Source organism: Nonomuraea sp. K271 (assembly GCF_009908215.1).
Taxonomy (GTDB): domain Bacteria; phylum Actinomycetota; class Actinomycetes; order Streptosporangiales; family Streptosporangiaceae; genus Nonomuraea; species Nonomuraea longispora.
In genome coordinates, this window is the sequence record NZ_JAAAHR010000194.1 from 1 (window position 1) to 17486 (window position 17486).

General features: G+C 69.8%; 19 protein-coding genes and 1 pseudogene. 5 read left to right on the plus strand and 15 right to left on the minus strand.

Features of this window, described 5'->3' with window-relative positions; translation table 11 throughout:
* Nucleotides 1–447, plus strand: a 447-nt coding sequence (locus GUY59_RS40595) for a LuxR C-terminal-related transcriptional regulator (RefSeq protein ID WP_161714964.1), incomplete at its 5' end; no start/stop codon positions are given.
* A gap of 3 nt (nucleotides 448–450) precedes the next feature.
* Here GUY59_RS40595 and GUY59_RS40600 read toward each other — a convergent pair.
* From GUY59_RS40600 to GUY59_RS40620, 5 genes are read right to left on the minus strand one after another with little or no spacing between them, the layout of a single operon-like run.
* Entirely contained in the window at nucleotides 451–1455 is a 1005-nt protein-coding gene (locus GUY59_RS40600) for an ABC transporter ATP-binding protein (protein ID WP_138206510.1), read from the minus strand.
* Nucleotides 1452–2426, minus strand: a complete 975-nt coding sequence (locus tag GUY59_RS40605) for an ABC transporter ATP-binding protein (RefSeq protein ID WP_138206512.1) — start codon at nucleotides 2424–2426, stop codon at nucleotides 1452–1454. Before GUY59_RS40605 ends, GUY59_RS40600 begins: the two co-directional genes overlap by 4 nt.
* Complete coding sequence (locus tag GUY59_RS40610; protein ID WP_132333917.1) at nucleotides 2423–3304, minus strand: ABC transporter permease; 882 nt, start codon at nucleotides 3302–3304, stop codon at nucleotides 2423–2425. The genes GUY59_RS40605 and GUY59_RS40610 overlap by 4 nt, the downstream gene beginning before the upstream one ends.
* Nucleotides 3301–4356 (minus strand): ABC transporter permease, encoded by a 1056-nt coding sequence (locus GUY59_RS40615; RefSeq protein WP_138206514.1) that lies wholly within the window; start codon nucleotides 4354–4356, stop codon nucleotides 3301–3303. Before GUY59_RS40615 ends, GUY59_RS40610 begins: the two co-directional genes overlap by 4 nt.
* On the minus strand, nucleotides 4353–6167 hold the full coding sequence (locus GUY59_RS40620; RefSeq protein ID WP_138206516.1) for an ABC transporter substrate-binding protein: 1815 nt from the start codon (nucleotides 6165–6167) through the stop codon (nucleotides 4353–4355). Before GUY59_RS40620 ends, GUY59_RS40615 begins: the two co-directional genes overlap by 4 nt.
* A 234-nt stretch (nucleotides 6168–6401) precedes the next feature.
* Here GUY59_RS40620 and GUY59_RS40625 point away from each other — a divergent pair, with 234 nt between their 5' ends.
* Nucleotides 6402–6944: a type 1 glutamine amidotransferase domain-containing protein gene (locus GUY59_RS40625; RefSeq protein ID WP_138206518.1), complete on the plus strand. Its 543-nt coding sequence runs from the start codon at nucleotides 6402–6404 to the stop codon at nucleotides 6942–6944.
* A gap of 160 nt (nucleotides 6945–7104) precedes the next feature.
* Nucleotides 7105–8637 carry an amino acid permease gene (locus tag GUY59_RS40630; RefSeq protein WP_138206520.1) on the plus strand — a complete coding sequence of 511 codons (1533 nt, stop codon included), beginning with the start codon at nucleotides 7105–7107 and terminating at the stop codon, nucleotides 8635–8637.
* Nucleotides 8638–8698: 61 nt separating this feature from the next.
* Here the strand turns inward: GUY59_RS40630 and lipB are convergent, their stop codons facing one another.
* Entirely contained in the window at nucleotides 8699–9334 is a 636-nt protein-coding gene (gene lipB / locus GUY59_RS40635; protein WP_138206522.1) for a lipoyl(octanoyl) transferase LipB, read from the minus strand.
* A gap of 106 nt (nucleotides 9335–9440) precedes the next feature.
* A complete protein-coding gene (locus GUY59_RS40640; RefSeq protein WP_138206524.1) occupies nucleotides 9441–9689 on the minus strand; it encodes a GntR family transcriptional regulator in 249 nt (82 codons plus the stop codon).
* A gap of 355 nt (nucleotides 9690–10044) precedes the next feature.
* On the opposite strand from GUY59_RS40640, the gene GUY59_RS40645 reads away from it, so the two are divergent.
* Both GUY59_RS40645 and GUY59_RS40650 read left to right on the plus strand, forming a co-directional pair.
* Entirely contained in the window at nucleotides 10045–10593 is a 549-nt protein-coding gene (locus GUY59_RS40645) for an RNA polymerase sigma factor (protein ID WP_171055566.1), read from the plus strand.
* Nucleotides 10590–11159, plus strand: coding sequence for a hypothetical protein (locus GUY59_RS40650; protein WP_138206526.1), 570 nt, complete (start codon nucleotides 10590–10592; stop codon nucleotides 11157–11159). The genes GUY59_RS40645 and GUY59_RS40650 overlap by 4 nt, the downstream gene beginning before the upstream one ends.
* A gap of 156 nt (nucleotides 11160–11315) precedes the next feature.
* Here GUY59_RS40650 and GUY59_RS40655 read toward each other — a convergent pair whose 3' ends face one another.
* The 8 genes and pseudogenes from GUY59_RS40655 to GUY59_RS40685 form a co-directional block, all read right to left on the minus strand.
* A complete protein-coding gene (locus GUY59_RS40655; RefSeq protein WP_106243857.1) occupies nucleotides 11316–11507 on the minus strand; it encodes a PspC domain-containing protein in 192 nt (63 codons plus the stop codon).
* A gap of 62 nt (nucleotides 11508–11569) precedes the next feature.
* The gene (locus GUY59_RS40660; protein WP_161714965.1) at nucleotides 11570–12076 is read right to left on the minus strand and encodes an HAD domain-containing protein; all 507 of its coding nucleotides are present in this window, start codon (nucleotides 12074–12076) and stop codon (nucleotides 11570–11572) included.
* A 161-nt stretch (nucleotides 12077–12237) separates the two neighbouring features.
* Nucleotides 12238–12999, minus strand: coding sequence for an ABC transporter ATP-binding protein (locus GUY59_RS47975; protein ID WP_201761930.1), 762 nt, complete (start codon nucleotides 12997–12999; stop codon nucleotides 12238–12240).
* Nucleotides 13000–13944 carry an ABC transporter ATP-binding protein gene (locus tag GUY59_RS47980; RefSeq protein ID WP_236667986.1) on the minus strand — a complete coding sequence of 315 codons (945 nt, stop codon included), beginning with the start codon at nucleotides 13942–13944 and terminating at the stop codon, nucleotides 13000–13002.
* A complete protein-coding gene (locus GUY59_RS40670) occupies nucleotides 13941–14783 on the minus strand; it encodes an ABC transporter permease (protein ID WP_138206528.1) in 843 nt (280 codons plus the stop codon). Before GUY59_RS40670 ends, GUY59_RS47980 begins: the two co-directional genes overlap by 4 nt.
* The gene (locus GUY59_RS40675; RefSeq protein WP_212746311.1) at nucleotides 14780–15697 is read right to left on the minus strand and encodes an ABC transporter permease; all 918 of its coding nucleotides are present in this window, start codon (nucleotides 15695–15697) and stop codon (nucleotides 14780–14782) included. The genes GUY59_RS40670 and GUY59_RS40675 overlap by 4 nt, the downstream gene beginning before the upstream one ends.
* 4 nt (nucleotides 15698–15701) lie before the next feature.
* The gene (locus tag GUY59_RS40680; protein ID WP_138206530.1) at nucleotides 15702–17309 is read right to left on the minus strand and encodes an ABC transporter substrate-binding protein; all 1608 of its coding nucleotides are present in this window, start codon (nucleotides 17307–17309) and stop codon (nucleotides 15702–15704) included.
* A pseudogene (locus tag GUY59_RS40685) lies at nucleotides 17306–17486 on the minus strand (acyl-coenzyme A--6-aminopenicillanic-acid-acyltransferase form); the annotation flags it as partial. The pseudogene GUY59_RS40685 and the gene GUY59_RS40680, both read right to left, overlap by 4 nt.

A 17486-nucleotide genomic window follows, 5' to 3' on the forward strand; every position in this document is an offset into this window, starting at 1 on the left:
GTCCTTGAGCCGGAACCCGACCCGCCCAAGCTCGGCATGCTGACCACGTTCGACCTGGACGAGTACGTGCACGAGGCGCTGCGTCTGGGCGCGGTCGGGTTCCTGCTCAAGGACACCCCGCCGAGGGAGCTGGCCGCCGCCGTGCGTACGGTCGCGGACGGCCAGGCCATGCTGTCCCCGTCGGTGACCAAGCGCCTGCTGGCGTCGTACGTGGATCGTGCCCCTTCACGGGCCGAGGCCGCGCGCGGGCAGCTCGCCGGGCTCACCATGCGGGAGGAGGACGTGATCAGGGCAGTGGCCCGCGGCCTGTCCAACGCCGAGATCGGCCGGGAGCTGCGCCTCACGGAGGCAACGGTGAAGGCGCACGTGAGCCGCGTGCTGGCCAAGCTGGGCCTGGCCAACCGCGTCCAGGCCGCCATCCTGGTCCACGACGCCGACCTCGGCTAACAGCTAGCCGGCGACGTCCGCGTAGTGGCAGGCGGCCTGCGCAACGGGCACGGCCGGCAGGATGTCGAGAAGCTCGGAGCGGCACCTGCCGTCGACCCCGACCTCGGCCGCCTTTCCGGAGGCGAGGATTTGACAGCGGGCGTGGAAGCGGCATCCGCCGGGGATCCGCGTCGGGTCGGGCGGCTCGCCGGTCAGCACCACCCGCTCCGGCGACTCCGGCAGCACCGACATCAGCGCCTGCGTGTACGGGTGGCGCGGCGCGGTCAGCACCTGCTCGACGGGACCCGACTCGACGATCCTGCCGAGGTACATGACCGCGACCCGGTCGGCGATGTTCCAGGCCAGCCCGAGGTCGTGGGTGACGACCAGCGCCGACAGGCCCAGCTCCTCCCTGAGCTTGAGCATCAGAGCGAGGATCTCGCCGCGTACGGAGGCGTCCAGCGAGGCGACCGGCTCGTCGGCGACCAGCACCTGCGGGTCGAGCGCGAGGGCGCCGGCGATGACGACGCGCTGCCGCTGGCCGCCGGACAGCTCGTGCGGGTAGCGCAGGAAGAACCGCTCGGGCGGCCGCAGCCCGGCTCTGGACAGCGCGGAGGCGACAGCGCTCTCCTCGTCGGCCAGGCCGTGGATGCGCGGGCCCTCCGCCACCGCCTCGTAGACGGTGTGCCGGGGGTTGAGCGAGCCCGTCGGGTCCTGGAGGACGAGCTGCACCTGCCTGCGGTAGGCCTTGAGCGCCTTGGAGCCGTAGTCGAGCGCGGCGCCGCCGTAGCGGACCTCGCCCGAGGTGGGCCGTTCGAGGCCGAGCAGGGTGCGGGCCAGCGTGGTCTTGCCGCAGCCCGACTCTCCGACGAGGGCCACGATCTCGCCCTCGCCGACCGACAGGTTGACGCCGTCGACCGCGCGGGCGCGGCGCCCGCGCGCGACGAACTCCACGTGCAGGTCGCGCGCCTCCAGCAGGCTCGCCCCCGCCGTCGAGACCTTCTCCTTCGTGGCCTGCGTCTCCGTCATGAGGCCTCCTCCTTCGCCCTGACGTGTACGCACGCGGCCGTACGGCGCTCGCCGGCCGACCACAGCTCCACGTCCAGGGTGGCGCACTCGTCGAGCGCGACCGGACAGCGTGGGTGGAACGAGCAGCCGGTCGGGAGCCGCATCGGATCCGGCGGGTCACCGCCGAGGCCCCTCGGCGCGAGCCGCGCGGCCGGGTCGCCCACCGTCGGGAACGCCGCCGCCAGCGCCTTGCTGTAGGGGTGCCTGGCGTCGTGGAAGACCTCGCCCGACGGGCCCTGCTCGACGATGCGGCCCGCGTACATGACGGCGAGCCGGTCGCACACGTCGGCGAGGACGGACAGGTCGTGCGAGATCATGATCAGCGAGATGCCGTGCTCCGCGACCAGGTCCTTGATCAGGGTCAGCACCTGGGCCTGCACCATGACGTCGAGCGCGGTGGTCGGCTCGTCGGCGATGATCAGGCGGGGCGAGCAGGCCAGGGCCATCGCGATCATCACCCGCTGCCGCTGCCCGCCGGACAGCTCGTGCGGGTAGCTGCGGGCCCGCCAGGCGGGCAGTCCGACCTGGTCGAGCAGCTCGGCCACGCGCTTGCGGGCCGCCTCGGGCCTGGCCAGGCCGTGGACCAGCAGCGGCTCGGCGATCTGGTCGCCGATCTTGCGCACCGGGTTGAGCCCGTGCTGCGCGCCCTGGAACACGATGGAGGCCTCGGCCCACCGTACGGCCCGCATGCGGCCCCACTTCATGGTGAGCACGTCCTCGCCGTCGAGCAGGATCCGGCCTTCGACGCGCGCGTCCCGCGGCAGCAGCCGCAGCAGTGCCATGGCCAGCGTCGACTTGCCGGACCCCGACTCGCCGGCGACTCCGAGTGCCGCTCCGGAGTCGAGCGTCAGCGACACCCCGCGTACGGCCGGCACCTCGCCAGAGGCGATGCGGTAGGTCACCGAGACGTCGTCGAGTTCGAGCACACTCATGCGCCCCTCCTCAGCCGGGGGTTGAGCACGGCCTCCAGGGCCCGGCCGACCAGGGTGAACGCCATGACGACGGCGAGGATGGCCAGGCCGGGGATGAGGATGTACCACCAGGCGCCCTCGTTGGCCGCGCCGAAGTCGTACGAGCCGCGAAGCATGGTCCCCCACGAGGTCTTGTTGGCGGAGGCGCCGAGGAAGGCCAGCGTCGACTCGGTCACGATGGCGCTGGCCACCTCCAGCGTGGTGCTGGCCAGCAGCAGCGGCGCCACGTTGGGCAGCACGTGGCGGGTCGTGATGTGCCAGTGGCCGGCGCCGAGCGCCTTGGAGCGCTCGATGTACGGCCTGGACTCCACGGCCAGCGTCTGCGCCCTGATCAGCCGGGCGGTCGACGGCCAGGTGGTGATGCCGATGGCCATGATGATCGTGAACGTGCTGCCGCCCAGGATGGCCGCCAGCACCAGGGCGGTGACCAGCGAGGGCAGGACGAGGAACCAGTCGGTGACGCGCATGAGCACGGCGCCGAGCCAGCCGCGGAAGTGGCCGGCGGCGATGCCGACGACCATGCCGATCACGATGCTCAGCAGGGCGGCGAGAAAGCCGATGAGCAGCGACGTGCGCGAGCCCCACCAGACCATCAGCAGGATCGAGCGGCCGGATTCGTCGGTGCCGAACGGGAAGGCCAGGCTGGGCGCGTCGAAGTCGTCACCGGTGGTGTCGACGACGCTGGTCACGCTCTCGTCGATGAACAGCGGCGCGATCAGCGCGAGCACCACGGCGGCGACCAGCACGACCATGCCGGCGACGCCGGCCCGGTGGGTGCGGAAGTCGGCCCAGAAGCGGCTCAGCGCCTGCCGTCTGCGGGTGGCCGCGACAGTCGTCATGCCGACCTCACTCTCGGGTCGAGCATGTGGTAGACCACGTCGGCCAGCGTGTTCATGACGATCACCGCCACCGTGATCAGCAGGAACGTGCCCTGCATGAGCGTGAAGTCGGGCACGCTGATCGCCTCGTAGAACAGCTGGCCGAGCCCCGGCCAGGTGTAGATCGTCTCGACGGTGACGGCGCCGCCGACCACGAAGCCGACGCGCATGAACACCAGCGTCACCGTGGGCAGCAGGGCATTGGGCACCGCATGGCGGCGGCGTACGTCGTCGTCGCGCAGCCCTTTGGCCCTGGCCACGGTCACGTAGTCCTGGCTGACCTCCTCCAGCAGCGACGAACGCATGACCAGGAGGTATTGGGCGTAGACCACGGCGACCAGCGTCAGGCACGGGAGCACCATGTGGGAGGCCACGTCCAGCACGTACGCGAACCCGTCGGGCGCGTCGACGCTCTCGATGCCGCGGAACGGGAAGATGCCGGGGATCGGCCCGATGCCCACCCCGAACACCATCATGAGCAGCAGTCCGAGCCAGAACGTCGGCACCGACCACAGCAGCAGCGACGTGCCGGTGGAGAAGCGGTCGAACGTGCTGCCGCTGCGCCAGCCGGCCCGCGTGCCCTGCCAGATGCCGAGGCTGACCGCGATGACCAGGCCCGTTCCCGCGAGCAGCAGGGTGGGGCCGAGCCGCTCGCCGATCAGGTCGAGGACGGGGCGCTTGTACTCGTACGACATGCCGAGGTCGAGGCGGAGCGTGTCGCCGACGAACTGGAAGAACTGCTCGATCAGCGGCTTGTCCAGGCCGAGCCGGCTGCGTTCGAGGTCGAGCTGGGCCGGGGTCATGTTGCGGCCCTGCGCCAGGCTGCGCACGGGGTCGCCGGGCAACATCCGGAACAGGAAGAACGTGCCGACGATCACCATGGCGATGCTGAACAGCGCCCCACCGGCTTTGGACAGCGCGTAGCGCACCGTGCCGCGGCGGGTGGAGCGCTCGTCACCAGGGCCCGCCGCCTGCGCGGCGGCGGGCTCTGCTGCTTCGAGCGGAGTTGTCATTCGCGCTCGTCTGCGACGCTCTTGCGCCGCCTGCTCAGGAGGAACGCGCCCACGCCGATGACGACCACGGCGCCGACGATACCGGCGATGACGCCGGTGTTGGAACCACCGTCGCCGCTCCCGCCACTCGCCCCGGGGGCCTTGACGTCGACGGTGTAGAACGGCCAGTAGCCGCTGCCGCCGTACAGCAGGCCCTTGTCCTCGGGGATGGGGGTGATGCTGGTGATGCGGTCCTTGCGGTAGCCCTCGAGGTCGTTCGTGTAGTAGAGCGCGATGACGGGGGCGTCGGTGTAGAGGCGCTCCTGCATCTGCTTGATGATCTCGGCCCGCTTGGGCCGGTCGAGCTCCTTCTGCTGGTCCTTGTAGAGCTTCTCGAACGTCTCGTCACAGTAGAACGACTCGGTGCCGCCGCCCTCGCCGTCCTTGGTGGGCCGGCGCGAGCACAGGTGCGTGGCCAGCACCTCCTCGGGGTCGGGGTTGACCGACCAGCCGCTGATCGCGATGTCGAACAGGCCGGTGTAGCCCGTCTCCTCCGTGAACTTGCTGGAGTCGAGCTTCTTGGTGGTCAGCGTGATGCCGATCTCCTTGAAGAAGCCGGTCAGGTATTCGGCGAGCTTGTCCTCGAGCGGGGTGTCGGTGTGGATGCTGAAGCGGAACTCCAGCTTGCGGTCACCGTCGGGCATCGTACGGACGCCGTCGGGGCCCTTCTTGTAGCCGGCGTCGTCGAGGATCTGGTTGGCCCTGGCCGGGTCGTAGGTGACCTTGGTGTCGCCGGTGGCCTCCCAGAAGAAGTCCTGGTACATCGGCGGCACGATCGAGCCGTCCGAGGGCTTGGCCAGGCCGTCCCACACCTCGTCGACCAGCTTCTGCTTGTCGATCGCGTGGTGCAGCGCCTGGCGCACCTTGACGTCCTTCAGCGCGGGGTGGCCGTCGCCGAGGGGCTTGTCGTCGGTGGTGGTGGCGCCGTGGTTGATCTGCAGGTAGCTCGCCCGGCGGCCGTCGGTGTTCCACGCCTCGATGTTGGGGTCGTTCTGGATGGCCTTGAACTCGGGCGGGTCCAGCCGGCCGATCAGGTCGATCTCGCCCTTCTGCAGCGCGGCGATCGCGGCCTGCGGGTTGTCGTAGAAGATGACCTGCAGCTCGTCGATCTTGGCCTTGCCCCGCCAGTAGTTGGGGTTGGCCTGCAGCTTGACGTACTGGTCCTTCTTGTGCTCGACCGCGAAGTACGGGCCGCTGCTCACCGTGGGGTACGTCTCGGCGTCGTGGTTGGCCATGTCGGTGACCGACTCCCAAGCGTGCTTGGGCACGATCGGGACCGGGTTCTCCAGCATGGACGCCTGCGGCTCCTTGAGCTTGATCGTCAGCTCCTGGCCGTTGGCCGTGACGCTCTCGAAGTTCTCCACGGCCGGGCCGTTGGCCGTCTTTGCCGCCTCGTCCGTCATGATCTTGTTGAACGTCCAGGCGGCGTCCTCGGCCGTGATCGGCTTGCCGTCGGACCACTTGGCCTCGCGGATCTGGAACGTCCACGTACGGCCGTCCTCCGACGCCTCCCACGACTCGGCCAGGTCGGCGCTCGGCTCGAGCGTCTTGGAGTCGGGGACCGTGAGGAAGCCGTACATCCAGCGGTGGATCGACGTGGAGACCAGGCGGACCGCCAGGAACGGGTTCATGGAGTCCATGGACTGCGTGGCGCCGACGCGTACGATCTTCTTCCCCGCCGTCGGTTCCTGAGCAAGGGCCGTCGTCGTCCCCTGACCTGCTACTAGTAGCGCGACGCCCAGCGCAGCCAGGCGTGCGAGCCATTTCCTCATATGTGCCTCACCTTCAGGCGGGGGGTTCCTGTGTAGAGAAAGGCACACCATACGAAGACCGCGTGTCAACGCATGGCGGAAAATTGTTTCATCTTCGTTTCATTCAACGGTGTAAATTTTCAACCGGCTCCGCACACCCGTGACCTGGCTTGTCACCCCCTTCGCGTAAAGGCGCATACATCCGAACCCCTCGGATAGGGGACGCGAAGCAGCCGAAACCAAGGGGGAGATCGCATGATGCAGGGCAAGACCATCGCGTTCCTCGTCGCTCCCGAAGGAGTCGAGCAGGTCGAGCTCACCGAGCCGTGGAAGGCGGTCAAGCAGGCGGGCGGCACGCCCAGGCTGATCTCCACCGCGCCCGGCCAGATCCAGGCGTTCAACCACCTGGACAAGGCCGACACGTTCGCCGTGGACGACACGGTCGACAACGTCGACGTGGGCTCCTTCGACGGCCTGCTGCTTCCCGGCGGCGTGGCGAACCCCGACCTTCTGCGTACGGTGCCGCAGGCCGTGCAGTTCGCCCGGTCGTTCTTCGACTCGGGCAAGCCGGTGGCGGCGATCTGCCACGCGCCGTGGACCCTGGCCGAGGCGGACGTCGTACGCGGCCGCACGCTGACGTCCTGGCCGAGTCTGCAGACGGACCTGCGCAACGCCGGTGCCACGTGGGTGGACCAGGAGGTCATGGTGTGCGCCGACGGGCCGAACACGCTGGTCACCAGCCGCAAGCCGGATGACCTGAAGGCCTTCTGCCAGGCCGCGACCGACGCGTTCGGGTAGCAGGCGCGAAGCCGCCGCGGAGGGAGGGCGCCGAGCCGGCGCCCTCCCTCCGGCGTGAAGCGAGCAGATCGAAACCATGCCGTAACGCCTTGTCCCCTGGAGAGAAATGGTCTAGACGTAGACCAAATGGAGCGTCCTCCGTGCCCCCAGGGAGACCTCAGTGACCACTGAAGAGGATTCCAGGCGACTCGCCGAGCTCGGCTACAAGCAGGAGCTGGCCCGCACCTGGAGCGGATTCTCGAACTTCGCCATCTCGTTCTCGATCATCTCCATCCTCGCCGGCTGCTTCACCACTTTCGGACAGGCCTGGAACAACGGCGGCCCCATCGCCATCTCCTGGGGCTGGCCGCTGATCTCCGCCTTCATCCTGATCATCGGCTTCTGCATGTCGGAGCTGGTCTCCGCGTATCCGACGGCGGGCGGCATCTACTGGTGGGCCGCCAAACTGGGCAAGCCGATCCACGGCTGGTTCACCGGGTGGCTCAACCTGATCGGCCTCATCGCCGTCACCGCCTCCGTCGACTACGGCTGCGCGACGTTCCTCAACATCACCATCAACCGGCTGACCGGCGGAGCGTGGGAGGGCACACTCCCCCAGGCGTTCCTGCTGTTCGTGATCGTCCTCGCGCTGCACGCCCTCATCAACATCTACAGCCACCGGCTGATCTCGCTGCTGCAGAACGTCTCGGTCTGGTGGCACGTCGCCGGCGCCGCGATCATCGTCGGCATCCTGATCTTCGCGCCCGACGACCACCAGTCGCTCGGCTTCGTCTTCGGCGGCACGAACGACAACTCCGGCTTCGGCACCGGCTCGGAAGGACTGCCCTTCTGGCTGTACGTGCTGCCGCTCGGCTTCCTGCTCACCCAGTACACGATCACCGGTTTCGACGCCTGCGCCCACGTGTCGGAGGAGACGCAGGGCGCGGCCAGGAGCGCGGCCCGCGGGCTGTGGCAGTCGATCTTCTACTCGGCCATCGGCGGGTGGATCCTGCTGCTGTCGTTCCTGTTCGCCGCGACGAACGTGGACGCGCTCAACGAACAGGGCGGCTTCGTCGGCGCCATCTTCGAGACGGCACTGTCGTCCCCGCTCGCCACGGCGATCTTCGCGATCTCCACGGTCGGCCAGTTCTTCTGCGGGATGAGCTGCGTGACGTCGATGTCGCGGATGACGTACGCGTTCGCGCGTGACGGCGCGATCCCCGGCTGGCGGCTGTGGTCGCGGATCGACCGCAACCGCACCCCCGTCAACGCCATCCTCGGCGGCTGCCTCACCGCCGCCCTCATCACCCTGCCCGCCCTCTACGCCCCTCCCGGCCTGACCACACCGGTCGCGTTCTACGCCGTCGTGTCGATCGCCGTCATCGGGCTCTACCTGGCGTTCCTCATCCCGATCTGGCTGCGCCTGCGCATGGGCGACGCCTTCACCCCCGGCCCCTGGACGCTGGGCAGGAAGTACAAGGCCCTGTGCTGGATCGCCTGCGTCGAGATCGTGATCGTGTCGATCTACTTCATCATGCCGTTCTCGCCCGAGGGCGTGCCCGGCAACCCGGACTTCACCTGGACGTCCGTCAACTACGCGCCGATCGCGGTGGGGGTGGTGCTGATCGGCATCGCGCTGTGGTGGGTGTTGTCCGCCCGCCACTGGTTCACGGGCCCCCGCCGCACGGTCGATGACGAGGTCCCCGCCCCCTGACGGTCACCCTGGGTACGGCTGAGCGATGATCGAGGCACTGACCGGCCGCGAGGCGCCCCGGTCAGGAGGCTTCGAAGGCGGTGGCCACGGCCGCGCGGACGTCGCCCATCGAGGCGGCGCCCAGCTCGCGCTTGAGCGAGGTCATGTCGACGTCGGGCATCCCGCAGGCGATCGCCCAGTTCCACGGCGACAGGTCGCCGTCGACGTTGAGCGCGAACCCGTGGCTGGTGACGCCCCGGCTCTGCCGCATCCCGATGGAGACGACCTTGCGGCCGGTCTCGGCCGTCCAGACGCCGGTGAGCAGCTCTGAGCCGGGCGGCGTGTCGCGGCGCTCGGCCGGCAGGCCCAGCTTGCCCAGCGCCTCCACCAGCCGCAGCTCCACCTCGCGGACGTAGTCGACGATGCCCTGGTCGTCGTCGAGCTCGACGATCAGGTAGCCGACGAGCTGGCCGGGCCCGTGGTAGGTGAGCTGCCCGCCCCGCCCGGTCTCGACCACGGGGATGCCGCGCGTCGGGTCGGGCAGGTGGTCGAGCGGGGTGCGGCGGCCGACCGTGTAGACGGAGGGGTGGCTCAGCAGCCAGAGCGTGTCCGGTCGTTCGTCCCGCTGGCGCTGCCCGACCAGGTCGGTCATGCGCTCCATAGCCTTGTCGTAGTCGACGAGCTCATCCTCGATGAGCGTCAGCGGCCTTGCCCTCATGACTTCGAGGATATGCCGGGTCTCGAACGGGAAGTACACCGCCTTCCCTGCCCCTGTCCATGACCTGATCCAAGCACACAGGCCACCACTCGGGCCCATGCGGGGCTCAGGACTCGATGATCGGCTTCTCCGCCAGGAACAACCCACGGCCCGGCGCGGTGATCAGAAGACCTTCCGCCTTGAGCACGTCGAGCGCCTTCTTCACGGTGTTCCGCGACAGACCGGTCACCTCTTCCAGTTCCGTCTGGGACGGCACCTTCCGGCCAGGCTGGAACTCGCCGGACTTGATCCGGGCGCGCAGAGCGTCCGCGAGTTGCAGGTAGGGCGCTTGCAGCCCATCCGGGTCAATCTTCACGACCAAACGTTAGGCGGCCGGGTTCGGGTCGAGATAGGCAGGCCCTGCCCTGGCCGGCACACCTGCGGCTGCAAGGCACGCATCCTCGAGCTCTGCACGGCCGCAGGGCCGGCCTGGTACGCAAGACCGACCGGCTGGAGGCCGGTTCGCTGGTGTGGGAAACCCCTCCAGGAAAGGTTGGTAACGTTGAGGTGCTTCGGACGAAGCTCCTCAACGGCCAGGCAGGTAGCGCCGTCGTCGCGCCCAAGGTCGCAGCCCTGCGGGACACCCATCCGTACCGGCAACGTCCAGCCTTGTAACCCTTCGGCCACTTCTCACCAAGCAGGGGTGTCAATCGACGAAGGGAGCATGGCCGGTGCGTCGCAAACAGCCGAAGATCGCCACGGATCCTGTGGCTTTCGAGGCCTTCTACCGGCGACATGTCGATGCCGTCACCCGCTTTCTCGCCCGCCGCGTCGACGACCCGCACACGGTCGCGGACCTGGTGGCGGAGGTGTTCATCGCGGTGCTCGACTCGGCCCACACCTACCGGGCCGACCTGGGCACGGAGATCGCATGGTTGTACGGCGTGGCCCGCAACACGATCTCAGCCGAGCGACGGCGGGTTTACCGGCAACACCAGTTATCGGACCGGATGAACGGCCGCCGGCAACTGGCCGCCGACGACGTCGCCAGGCTCGAAGAGCGCATCGACGCGGAGCGTGACGCCAGGAAGGCCTTCGCGGCCATGGAGGAACTGCCGGAGGGGGAGCGCGCCATGCTGGAGCTGGTCGCCATCGACCAGCTCACGGTCACGGAGGCGGCGCACGCCCTCGGCATCCGCCAGGGCGCCGCCAAGGTACGCCTGCATCGCGCCCGCCAGACGCTACGCAACCTGTCCTTCGTCATGGATGGAGCACGATGAACTTCGAGGAGCAGTTGCTGATGGATCTGAAGACCGAGATCGCGACCCGCGCCGACCGGCGTCGTCGCCTCACCCGCACGCGGTCCGTGCTGGGAGTGGCCGGAATGGCCGCCGTGGCCGCCATCGCCGTACCCCTGCTGACCGGCACCGGGACGCCCGCGTACGCCGTGAGCACGAACACCGACGGCACGATCAGCGTCGAGATCAACGAGTTCAGGGACGCCGACAAGCTGGAGGGCGACCTTAAGGAGGCCGGCGTCCAGGCCGACGTCAGCTACGTGCCGATCGCCAAGCAGTGCGAGCCGGGCCGCGGAGAAGTGGTCGGCGGGGAGCCGAGCACCCTCGAGGAGTTCCGCGACTCCGTGGGCTACAAGGCCGCCCGCGTTCGGACCGGAGGGGTGGACATCGACCCTCGGTACGTCGGCCAGGGCCAGACCCTGGTGATGGAGTTCGCCGAGAACAAGGAGAGCGCGGAGGGCGGGGTCATCACCTCCCGGTTCAAGGCACTGGTGATGACCGGACCGGTCAAGCCCTGCACCCTCGTCGACTGGGACGTCACGCGGTAACGGGCACGCGTCAAGGGAACTGCGGCAAAGGGACGGCCGAGGTGTCCGGCCGCCGCAGGGCCGCCGCCCGGCTTCGAGGTCTCGGAGCCGGGCGTGCGGCGTGCCACGAGGGCGCGGGGCCCACCGTCGAGGCAGTCGGCCGGCGCGGCCTGAGCCTTATGCCGCCCGGTAACCCTTCGGCTCCTCGGGAACGAGGATCCACATCGCCACGTAGACCACCCAGAGCGGCCCCGGGATGAGCGAGAGCAGCAGCCAGAGGATCCGGACGAGGGTGGGAGGAAGGCCCATCTTGTCGGCGAGGCCGCCGCAGACGCCGGCCAGAATCCTGTGCTCTCTTGAGCGGTACATGCTGTGCCTCCGTGTGGTTACGACTTACCCGTACAACGACCGATCGGCCCGACGGACTCCCGTCAGGAACCCTGAGAAAACCCTGTAAGGGTGAGCCACTCGTGGGCCATACCCAGATGTCGGCTGGTCAGGCCCCGCATCGGGTCCACGTGGATGAGCAGGAAGTCGGCCAGTCCCTGACGCACCCTGAGATATTCCTCGTCCTCTGCCCAAACCTGGTCGTCGAACCACACGAACGGCCGCCGCCCCGCGTAGGCGGCCACGTGCGGGGTCTTGAACATCTCGCCGTGCTCGCTCGGCGGGTCGGTGGTGAGGGGGATGACGGGGAGCGAGGGCAGGCCGATCCTGGGCGCGATCCAGTCGTTGGCGTGCTGTTCCCACGTCGTCGCCCAGACCAGCTCCGACCCGGTGGCGATGGCCAGGTCGAGCAGCCCGCGGCCGTGCATGGGGTTGAGGTGCACGGTGTAGACCTCACCGCCGATCGTGCACCGGTAACGCCGGTAGTCGCGCGTCGGCCTGCCCATCGGGTTGAGCACGCCGTCGACGTCGAGCAACAGCAGCGGCTTCACGACGGGGTTTCACCCCCGACGCGCGGCGGCCGGGGCGGAGCGGGAACCCGGTGGAACCGGCGGGCACGCGGGCCGTCGAGAAGCGCCGCGAGCTGGTCCATGGGTGAGACGATCGCATAGGGGGTTGCGCATCTCAACCGCGGACAGCCGTACGGACGCCGTCAGCGCACGACCTTGGCCGGGTCCCAGCCCGGCCGGGGCACCGAGTCGAGCAGCAGCCTGGTGTAGGGGTGCTCGGGCTCGGCCAGCACCCGCGCGACCGGTCCCTGCTCGACCACCACCCCCCGGTGCAGCACGAGCGTGTCGTCGCACAGGTGCCGCACCACGGCCAGGTCGTGGCTGACGAACAGCAGGGCGACGCCCGAGTCGCGGCGCACCTGGGCGAGGAGTTCGAGGATCTGCGCCTGGATCGACACGTCGAGCGCGGCCACCGCCTCGTCCAGCACCAGCACCGACGGCTCGACGGCCAGGGCTCTGGCGATGGCCAGGCGCTGGCGCTGCCCGCCACTGAGCTGGTGGGGCCGCGCCCCGGCCTCGCGGGCGCCCAGCCCGACCTGGTCGAGCAGCTCGCCGGCGCGTGAGCGGTCCTTGCCGTGCAACCTGAGCGCGGTACGCAGGCACTCGGCCGCGGTGAGCCGGGGGTCGAGGGAGACGTACGGGTCCTGGAACACCATCTGGATCTCGCGGGCCCTGCGCAACCTGGCGGCCCGGCCGCGTTCCCTGTCGGTGCGTTCCCTGCCGTCGACGGTGATCGTGCCCGAGTCGGGGGTGACGAGGCCGACGAGCATGCGGGCGATCGTGGTCTTGCCCGATCCCGACTCCCCCACCAGGCCCAGCGAGCCGCCGGAGGCCAGCTCGAAGGAGACGTCGGCGGCGGCCACCGCGCCGTCGTACGACTTGCACAGAGCATGTACGGCGAGCATTCAGGCCTCCACCAGGCGGCAGGCGGCCGAGCCGCCGGACACGGTCACGGGCCGCGGCCGCCACTCCTCGCAGGCGCCGGTGGCGTGCGGGCACCGGGGCGCGAAGGGGCAGCCGGTGAACGTGTCGTCCAGCGAGGGCGGCCGGCCGGGAATGGGACGGATCGGGCGGGGGTCGTCGAGTTCGGGCGTGCAGGCCAGCAGCCCCGCGGTGTAGGGATGGCGCGGGTCGTCGAACAGTTCCTTGGCGGGCCGCGACTCGACGATCGTGCCCGCGTACAACACGTTCACGCGGTCGCAGAAGGCGGCGGCCAGGTGCAGGTCGTGGGTGATGAACACCATGCCGAGCTCCCGTTCGGCCTGTACGCGGCGCAGCAGCGCGAGCGTCTCGGCCTGGGTGGTGACGTCGAGGGCGCTGGTCGCCTCGTCGGCGAGGAGCAGCGCCGGGTCGGCGGCCAGCGCGGCGGCGATGACCACGCGCTGCAACATGCCGCCCGACAGCTCGTGCGGGTACTGCCGCATGTGCCGCTCGGGTTCGCGCAGGCCGACCGCGGCCAGCAGCTCCAGCGCCCGGGCGCGGGCCTCGGCCTTGGGCCGGCCGAGCGTGAGCACCATGCGCTCGGTGAGGAAGTCGCCGATCCTGCGGACCGGGTTGAGCGACGAGCGCGGGTCCTGGTAGATCATCGACACCTGGCCGGCGCGCAGGTCGCGCAGCGCGTCCGGGCCCATCGTGAGCACGTCGTCGCCGGAGACCAGCACCCGCCCCGACACCGTCGCGTGCTGCGGCAGCAGGCGCAGCACGGCGCGGGCGAGGGTGGACTTGCCGGAGCCCGACTCGCCGACCAGGCCGACGATCTCGCCCCTGCCGACGGTGAGCGAGACGTCGGCGAGGATCGGCCGCCGCCCGCCCGCCTCGATCGTCAGCCCTTCCACGGAAAGCAGCATCATGCGCCCCTCACGCCCATGCGGTCGGCGAGGCGCACGCCGATCACGTTGAACGACACGACCACGAGCGCGATGGCCGCGCCCGGCACCAGCACCGGCAGGAACGCCCCCTGCACGATCGCCGGCTGGCCCTCCTTGACCATCAGCCCCCAGTCGGAGGACGGCGGCTGCGCCCCGAACCCGAGAAAGCTCAGCGTGGCCAGGCTCATCAGCCCCTCCCCGAACAGCACGACCAGGTAGCCGACGATCGCGCGCGCCATGTTGGGCACCAGGTGCCGCACGCAGATGGTGAACCCGCCCATGCCCTGCACCCGGTAGGCGTCGATGTACGGCTTGGCGCACTCGCCCAGCGCGACGCTCCTGGTGTAGCGGGCGATCGTCGGCGTGTAGGCCAGCCCGAGCGCGACGATGGCCGTGGTCATCCCGTTGCCGAACACGGCCACGATCAGCACGACGAACAGCAGCCCGGGGAAGGCGTACATGACGTCGGTCAGCCGGGCGACGACGGTGTCCACCCAGCCGCGGTGCCAGGCGGCCAGCGTGCCGAGCGCGACGCCGAGGACCGAGGCGATGGCGAGCAGCAGCAGCGGGCCGACGAGCGAGGTGCGGGCGCCGTACAGGACTCTGGTGAGCAGGTCGCGGCCGGACTGGTCGGCGCCGAGCGGATGCCCCGGCGACATGGGGGCGAGCGTGGCGGAGAAGTCGACCGCGTCCGGTTCGTACGGCGCCACGACCGGCGCGAGCAGGGCCGCCGCGACGACCAGCCCGAGGAAGCCGGAGGCCAGCCAGTAGCCGAGGGGCCGCGCCGGCCTGGGGGAGAGGGTGGAGACGACGGTGGTCATGCCGGCCTCCTCACCCGGGGGTCGATGAGCGGCTGCAGCAGCTCGACGAGCGTGGTCACCACGATGTACGCGACGACCATGAACAACATCACCGCCTGGGTCACGGGGAAGTCGTGCGTGTTGATGGCCTTGACCAGCAGCGAGCCGATCCCGTTCAGGCTGAACGCGGTCTCGACGACCACGGTGCCCGCCAGCATGCCGGCGGTGACCAGCCCGCACATGGTGACGATCGGGCCGAGCGCGCCTCGGAAGACGTGCCTGGTGACGATCAGCCGCTCGGCCAGGCCGGAGGCGCGGGCCACGGTCACGTGGTCGAGCTCGCGCTGCTCGATCATGGCCTGCCTGGTCACCCGGCTGATGATGGCCAGCGCGCCGAGCGCGAGCGTCACGGCGGGCAGGGTCAGGTGCCACAACGACCCGCCGCCCATGACGGGGAACCAGCCGAGCTGCACGCCGAACAGGGAGATCAGCACGGCGGCGGTGACGAACGACGGCACCGAGGTGGCCAGTGTGGTGCCGGCGACGACGGCGGAGTCGGTGCGGCCGCCGCGGACCGCCGCCAGCGCCCCGAGGGCGACGCCGAACACCACGAACAACACCGCCGCGTACGCCACCAGCCCGAGCGTGCTCGGCAGCCGCGCCATCATCAGGTCGAAGACCTGGTCGTTGTACTGCATCGAGCGCCCGAGGTCGCCGGTCACGGCGTCGCCGAGCCAGCGCGCGTACTGCACGAGGAACGGGTCGTCCAGGTGGTACTGGGCACGGATGGCGGCCAGGTATTCGGGGGTCAGGTTCTCCTTGCCGCCCGCCAGGAACGTGACCGGGTCTCCGGGGGCCGCGTACGACGCCCCGAAGATCACGAACGAGGTGGCGAACAGCGTGGCGACCAGCCCGGCCAGCTTGCGGACCGCCACGGCGTCAGCCCTTGGCCCCGAGGTCGGCCGCCCACGGGTAGCTCATGTGGACCTGCGAGGCGGGCGGTCCTGTGACCTTGCCGCCGAGCACGACCGCGTTGGGCACCTCGACCAGCGAGATCCACACCATGTCGGCGGTGAAGCGGCGCTGCAGCTCGATGACGTCCTTGGCGCGGGCCGCGTCGTCGGTGGTCTCCAGAGCCCTCGCCACCAGCTCGTCGTACTCGGGCGAGCTGAACTTGACCCAGTTGTTCGCCGAGCCTGTCAGCCCGTTGTCGTAGAAGCCGATCGGGTCGGACTTGGTGATGTACCAGTCGTCGGGCACGAGATCGACCTGGGCGCGCAGCGACTTGTCGGTGTAGAAGCTGCCGAACTCGGACGCGGGCACGGTCTTGATCTGGGCGCTGAGCCCGATCTTCTTGGCCGCGTCGACCACCGCGTTGGCGATGACCGTACGGGCCTGCTCGCCGTTGGTGGCCACGACGATCGGCTCCTTGGGCGAGCCCGCCTCCTGCACGAGCTTCTTGGCCGCGTCGAGGTCGGGCGTCTCGGGGGCGCCCTGGAGCTGGTCGTAGGCGGCCTGGAACGCCTCCTTCTCGTACGACCAGGCGCCGGCCCCGACCGGCACCTTCCACGGCCTGGCCAGCCCGGAGAAGCCCGACTTGGCGATGCCCGCGCGGTCGACGGCCAGCGACAGCGCCCGGCGGATCTTCGGGTCCTTCATCACGCCGCGGTCGGTGGGCAGCAGCACGTACACCCGCGTGGTGGCCCCGTAGGAGACGCTGACCGCCTGGTTGTCCTGCAGCGCGACCGCGGGCCCCGTGTCGGACAGGTAGGCCCCCTGCGCCTCACCGGTGACGAGGCTGTTGACCAGCGCCGTGTCCTCGGCCCATCTGAAGGTGATGCTCTTGGTGAGCGGCTTGACGTCCTTCTTCCAGTACGCGTCGTGGCGGGTGATCGTGAGGTGGCTGCCCGACTTCCACTCCTCCACCTCGTACGGCCCGCTGCAGGCGTCCTCGTGGCCCGGCGTGCCGAACTCCTTGCCCTGCTTCTCGACGACCTCCTTGTTCAGCACGATGCCCGCGCCGCCCGCGATGGCCTGCGCGAACAACGAGTTCGGCTTCTTGAACGCGATCGTGACCTCGTGGTCGTCGGTCTTGGTGATCGACTCGACGTCCTCGAACTCGTCGGACTCGTCCATGCCGTCGCCGGCGTGCCGCTTGAGGCTCCACACGACGTCGTCGGCGGTGACCGGCGAGCCGTCGTGGAACGTGGCGCCCTGGCGCAGGGTGAGCACCATGGTCTTGGGGTCGGGCAGGTCGGCCTTCTCGGCCAGCCACGGTTTGACGGTCATGTCGGGCTGGGTCTGCATGAGGCGTTCGCAGACGTTCGCCATGATCGTACGGTTGTTGGTGCCGCCGTCGGTGTCGAGGTCGAGGGTGCCCGGTTCCTCGTCGACCAGCCAGACGGCGGAGTCGAGCGGGCCTGCCGCCTTGTCCGTGCGGTCGACCAGGGTGAGCTTGGCGGGGTCCGGCGCCTTGGTGGTCGCTGCGGGCCCGCCGCAGGCCGCGGTGAGACCGATGAGCCCAAGCAGGGCGAGCGTCTTCTTCACGGGGTCACTTCTCCATGCGGTCCGTCGTAGAGGTTCCAGGGCACGCGCTCGTACTCGTGGTCGCAGGGCGTGCCCGCCGCGATCAGGTAGTCGCCCGTGGTGAGGTCGACGCAGCTCGACAGCAGGGTCGCCCACCGTTTGACGGCGGGCTGGGCGGGGTCGGGGTGGGTGCAGAGG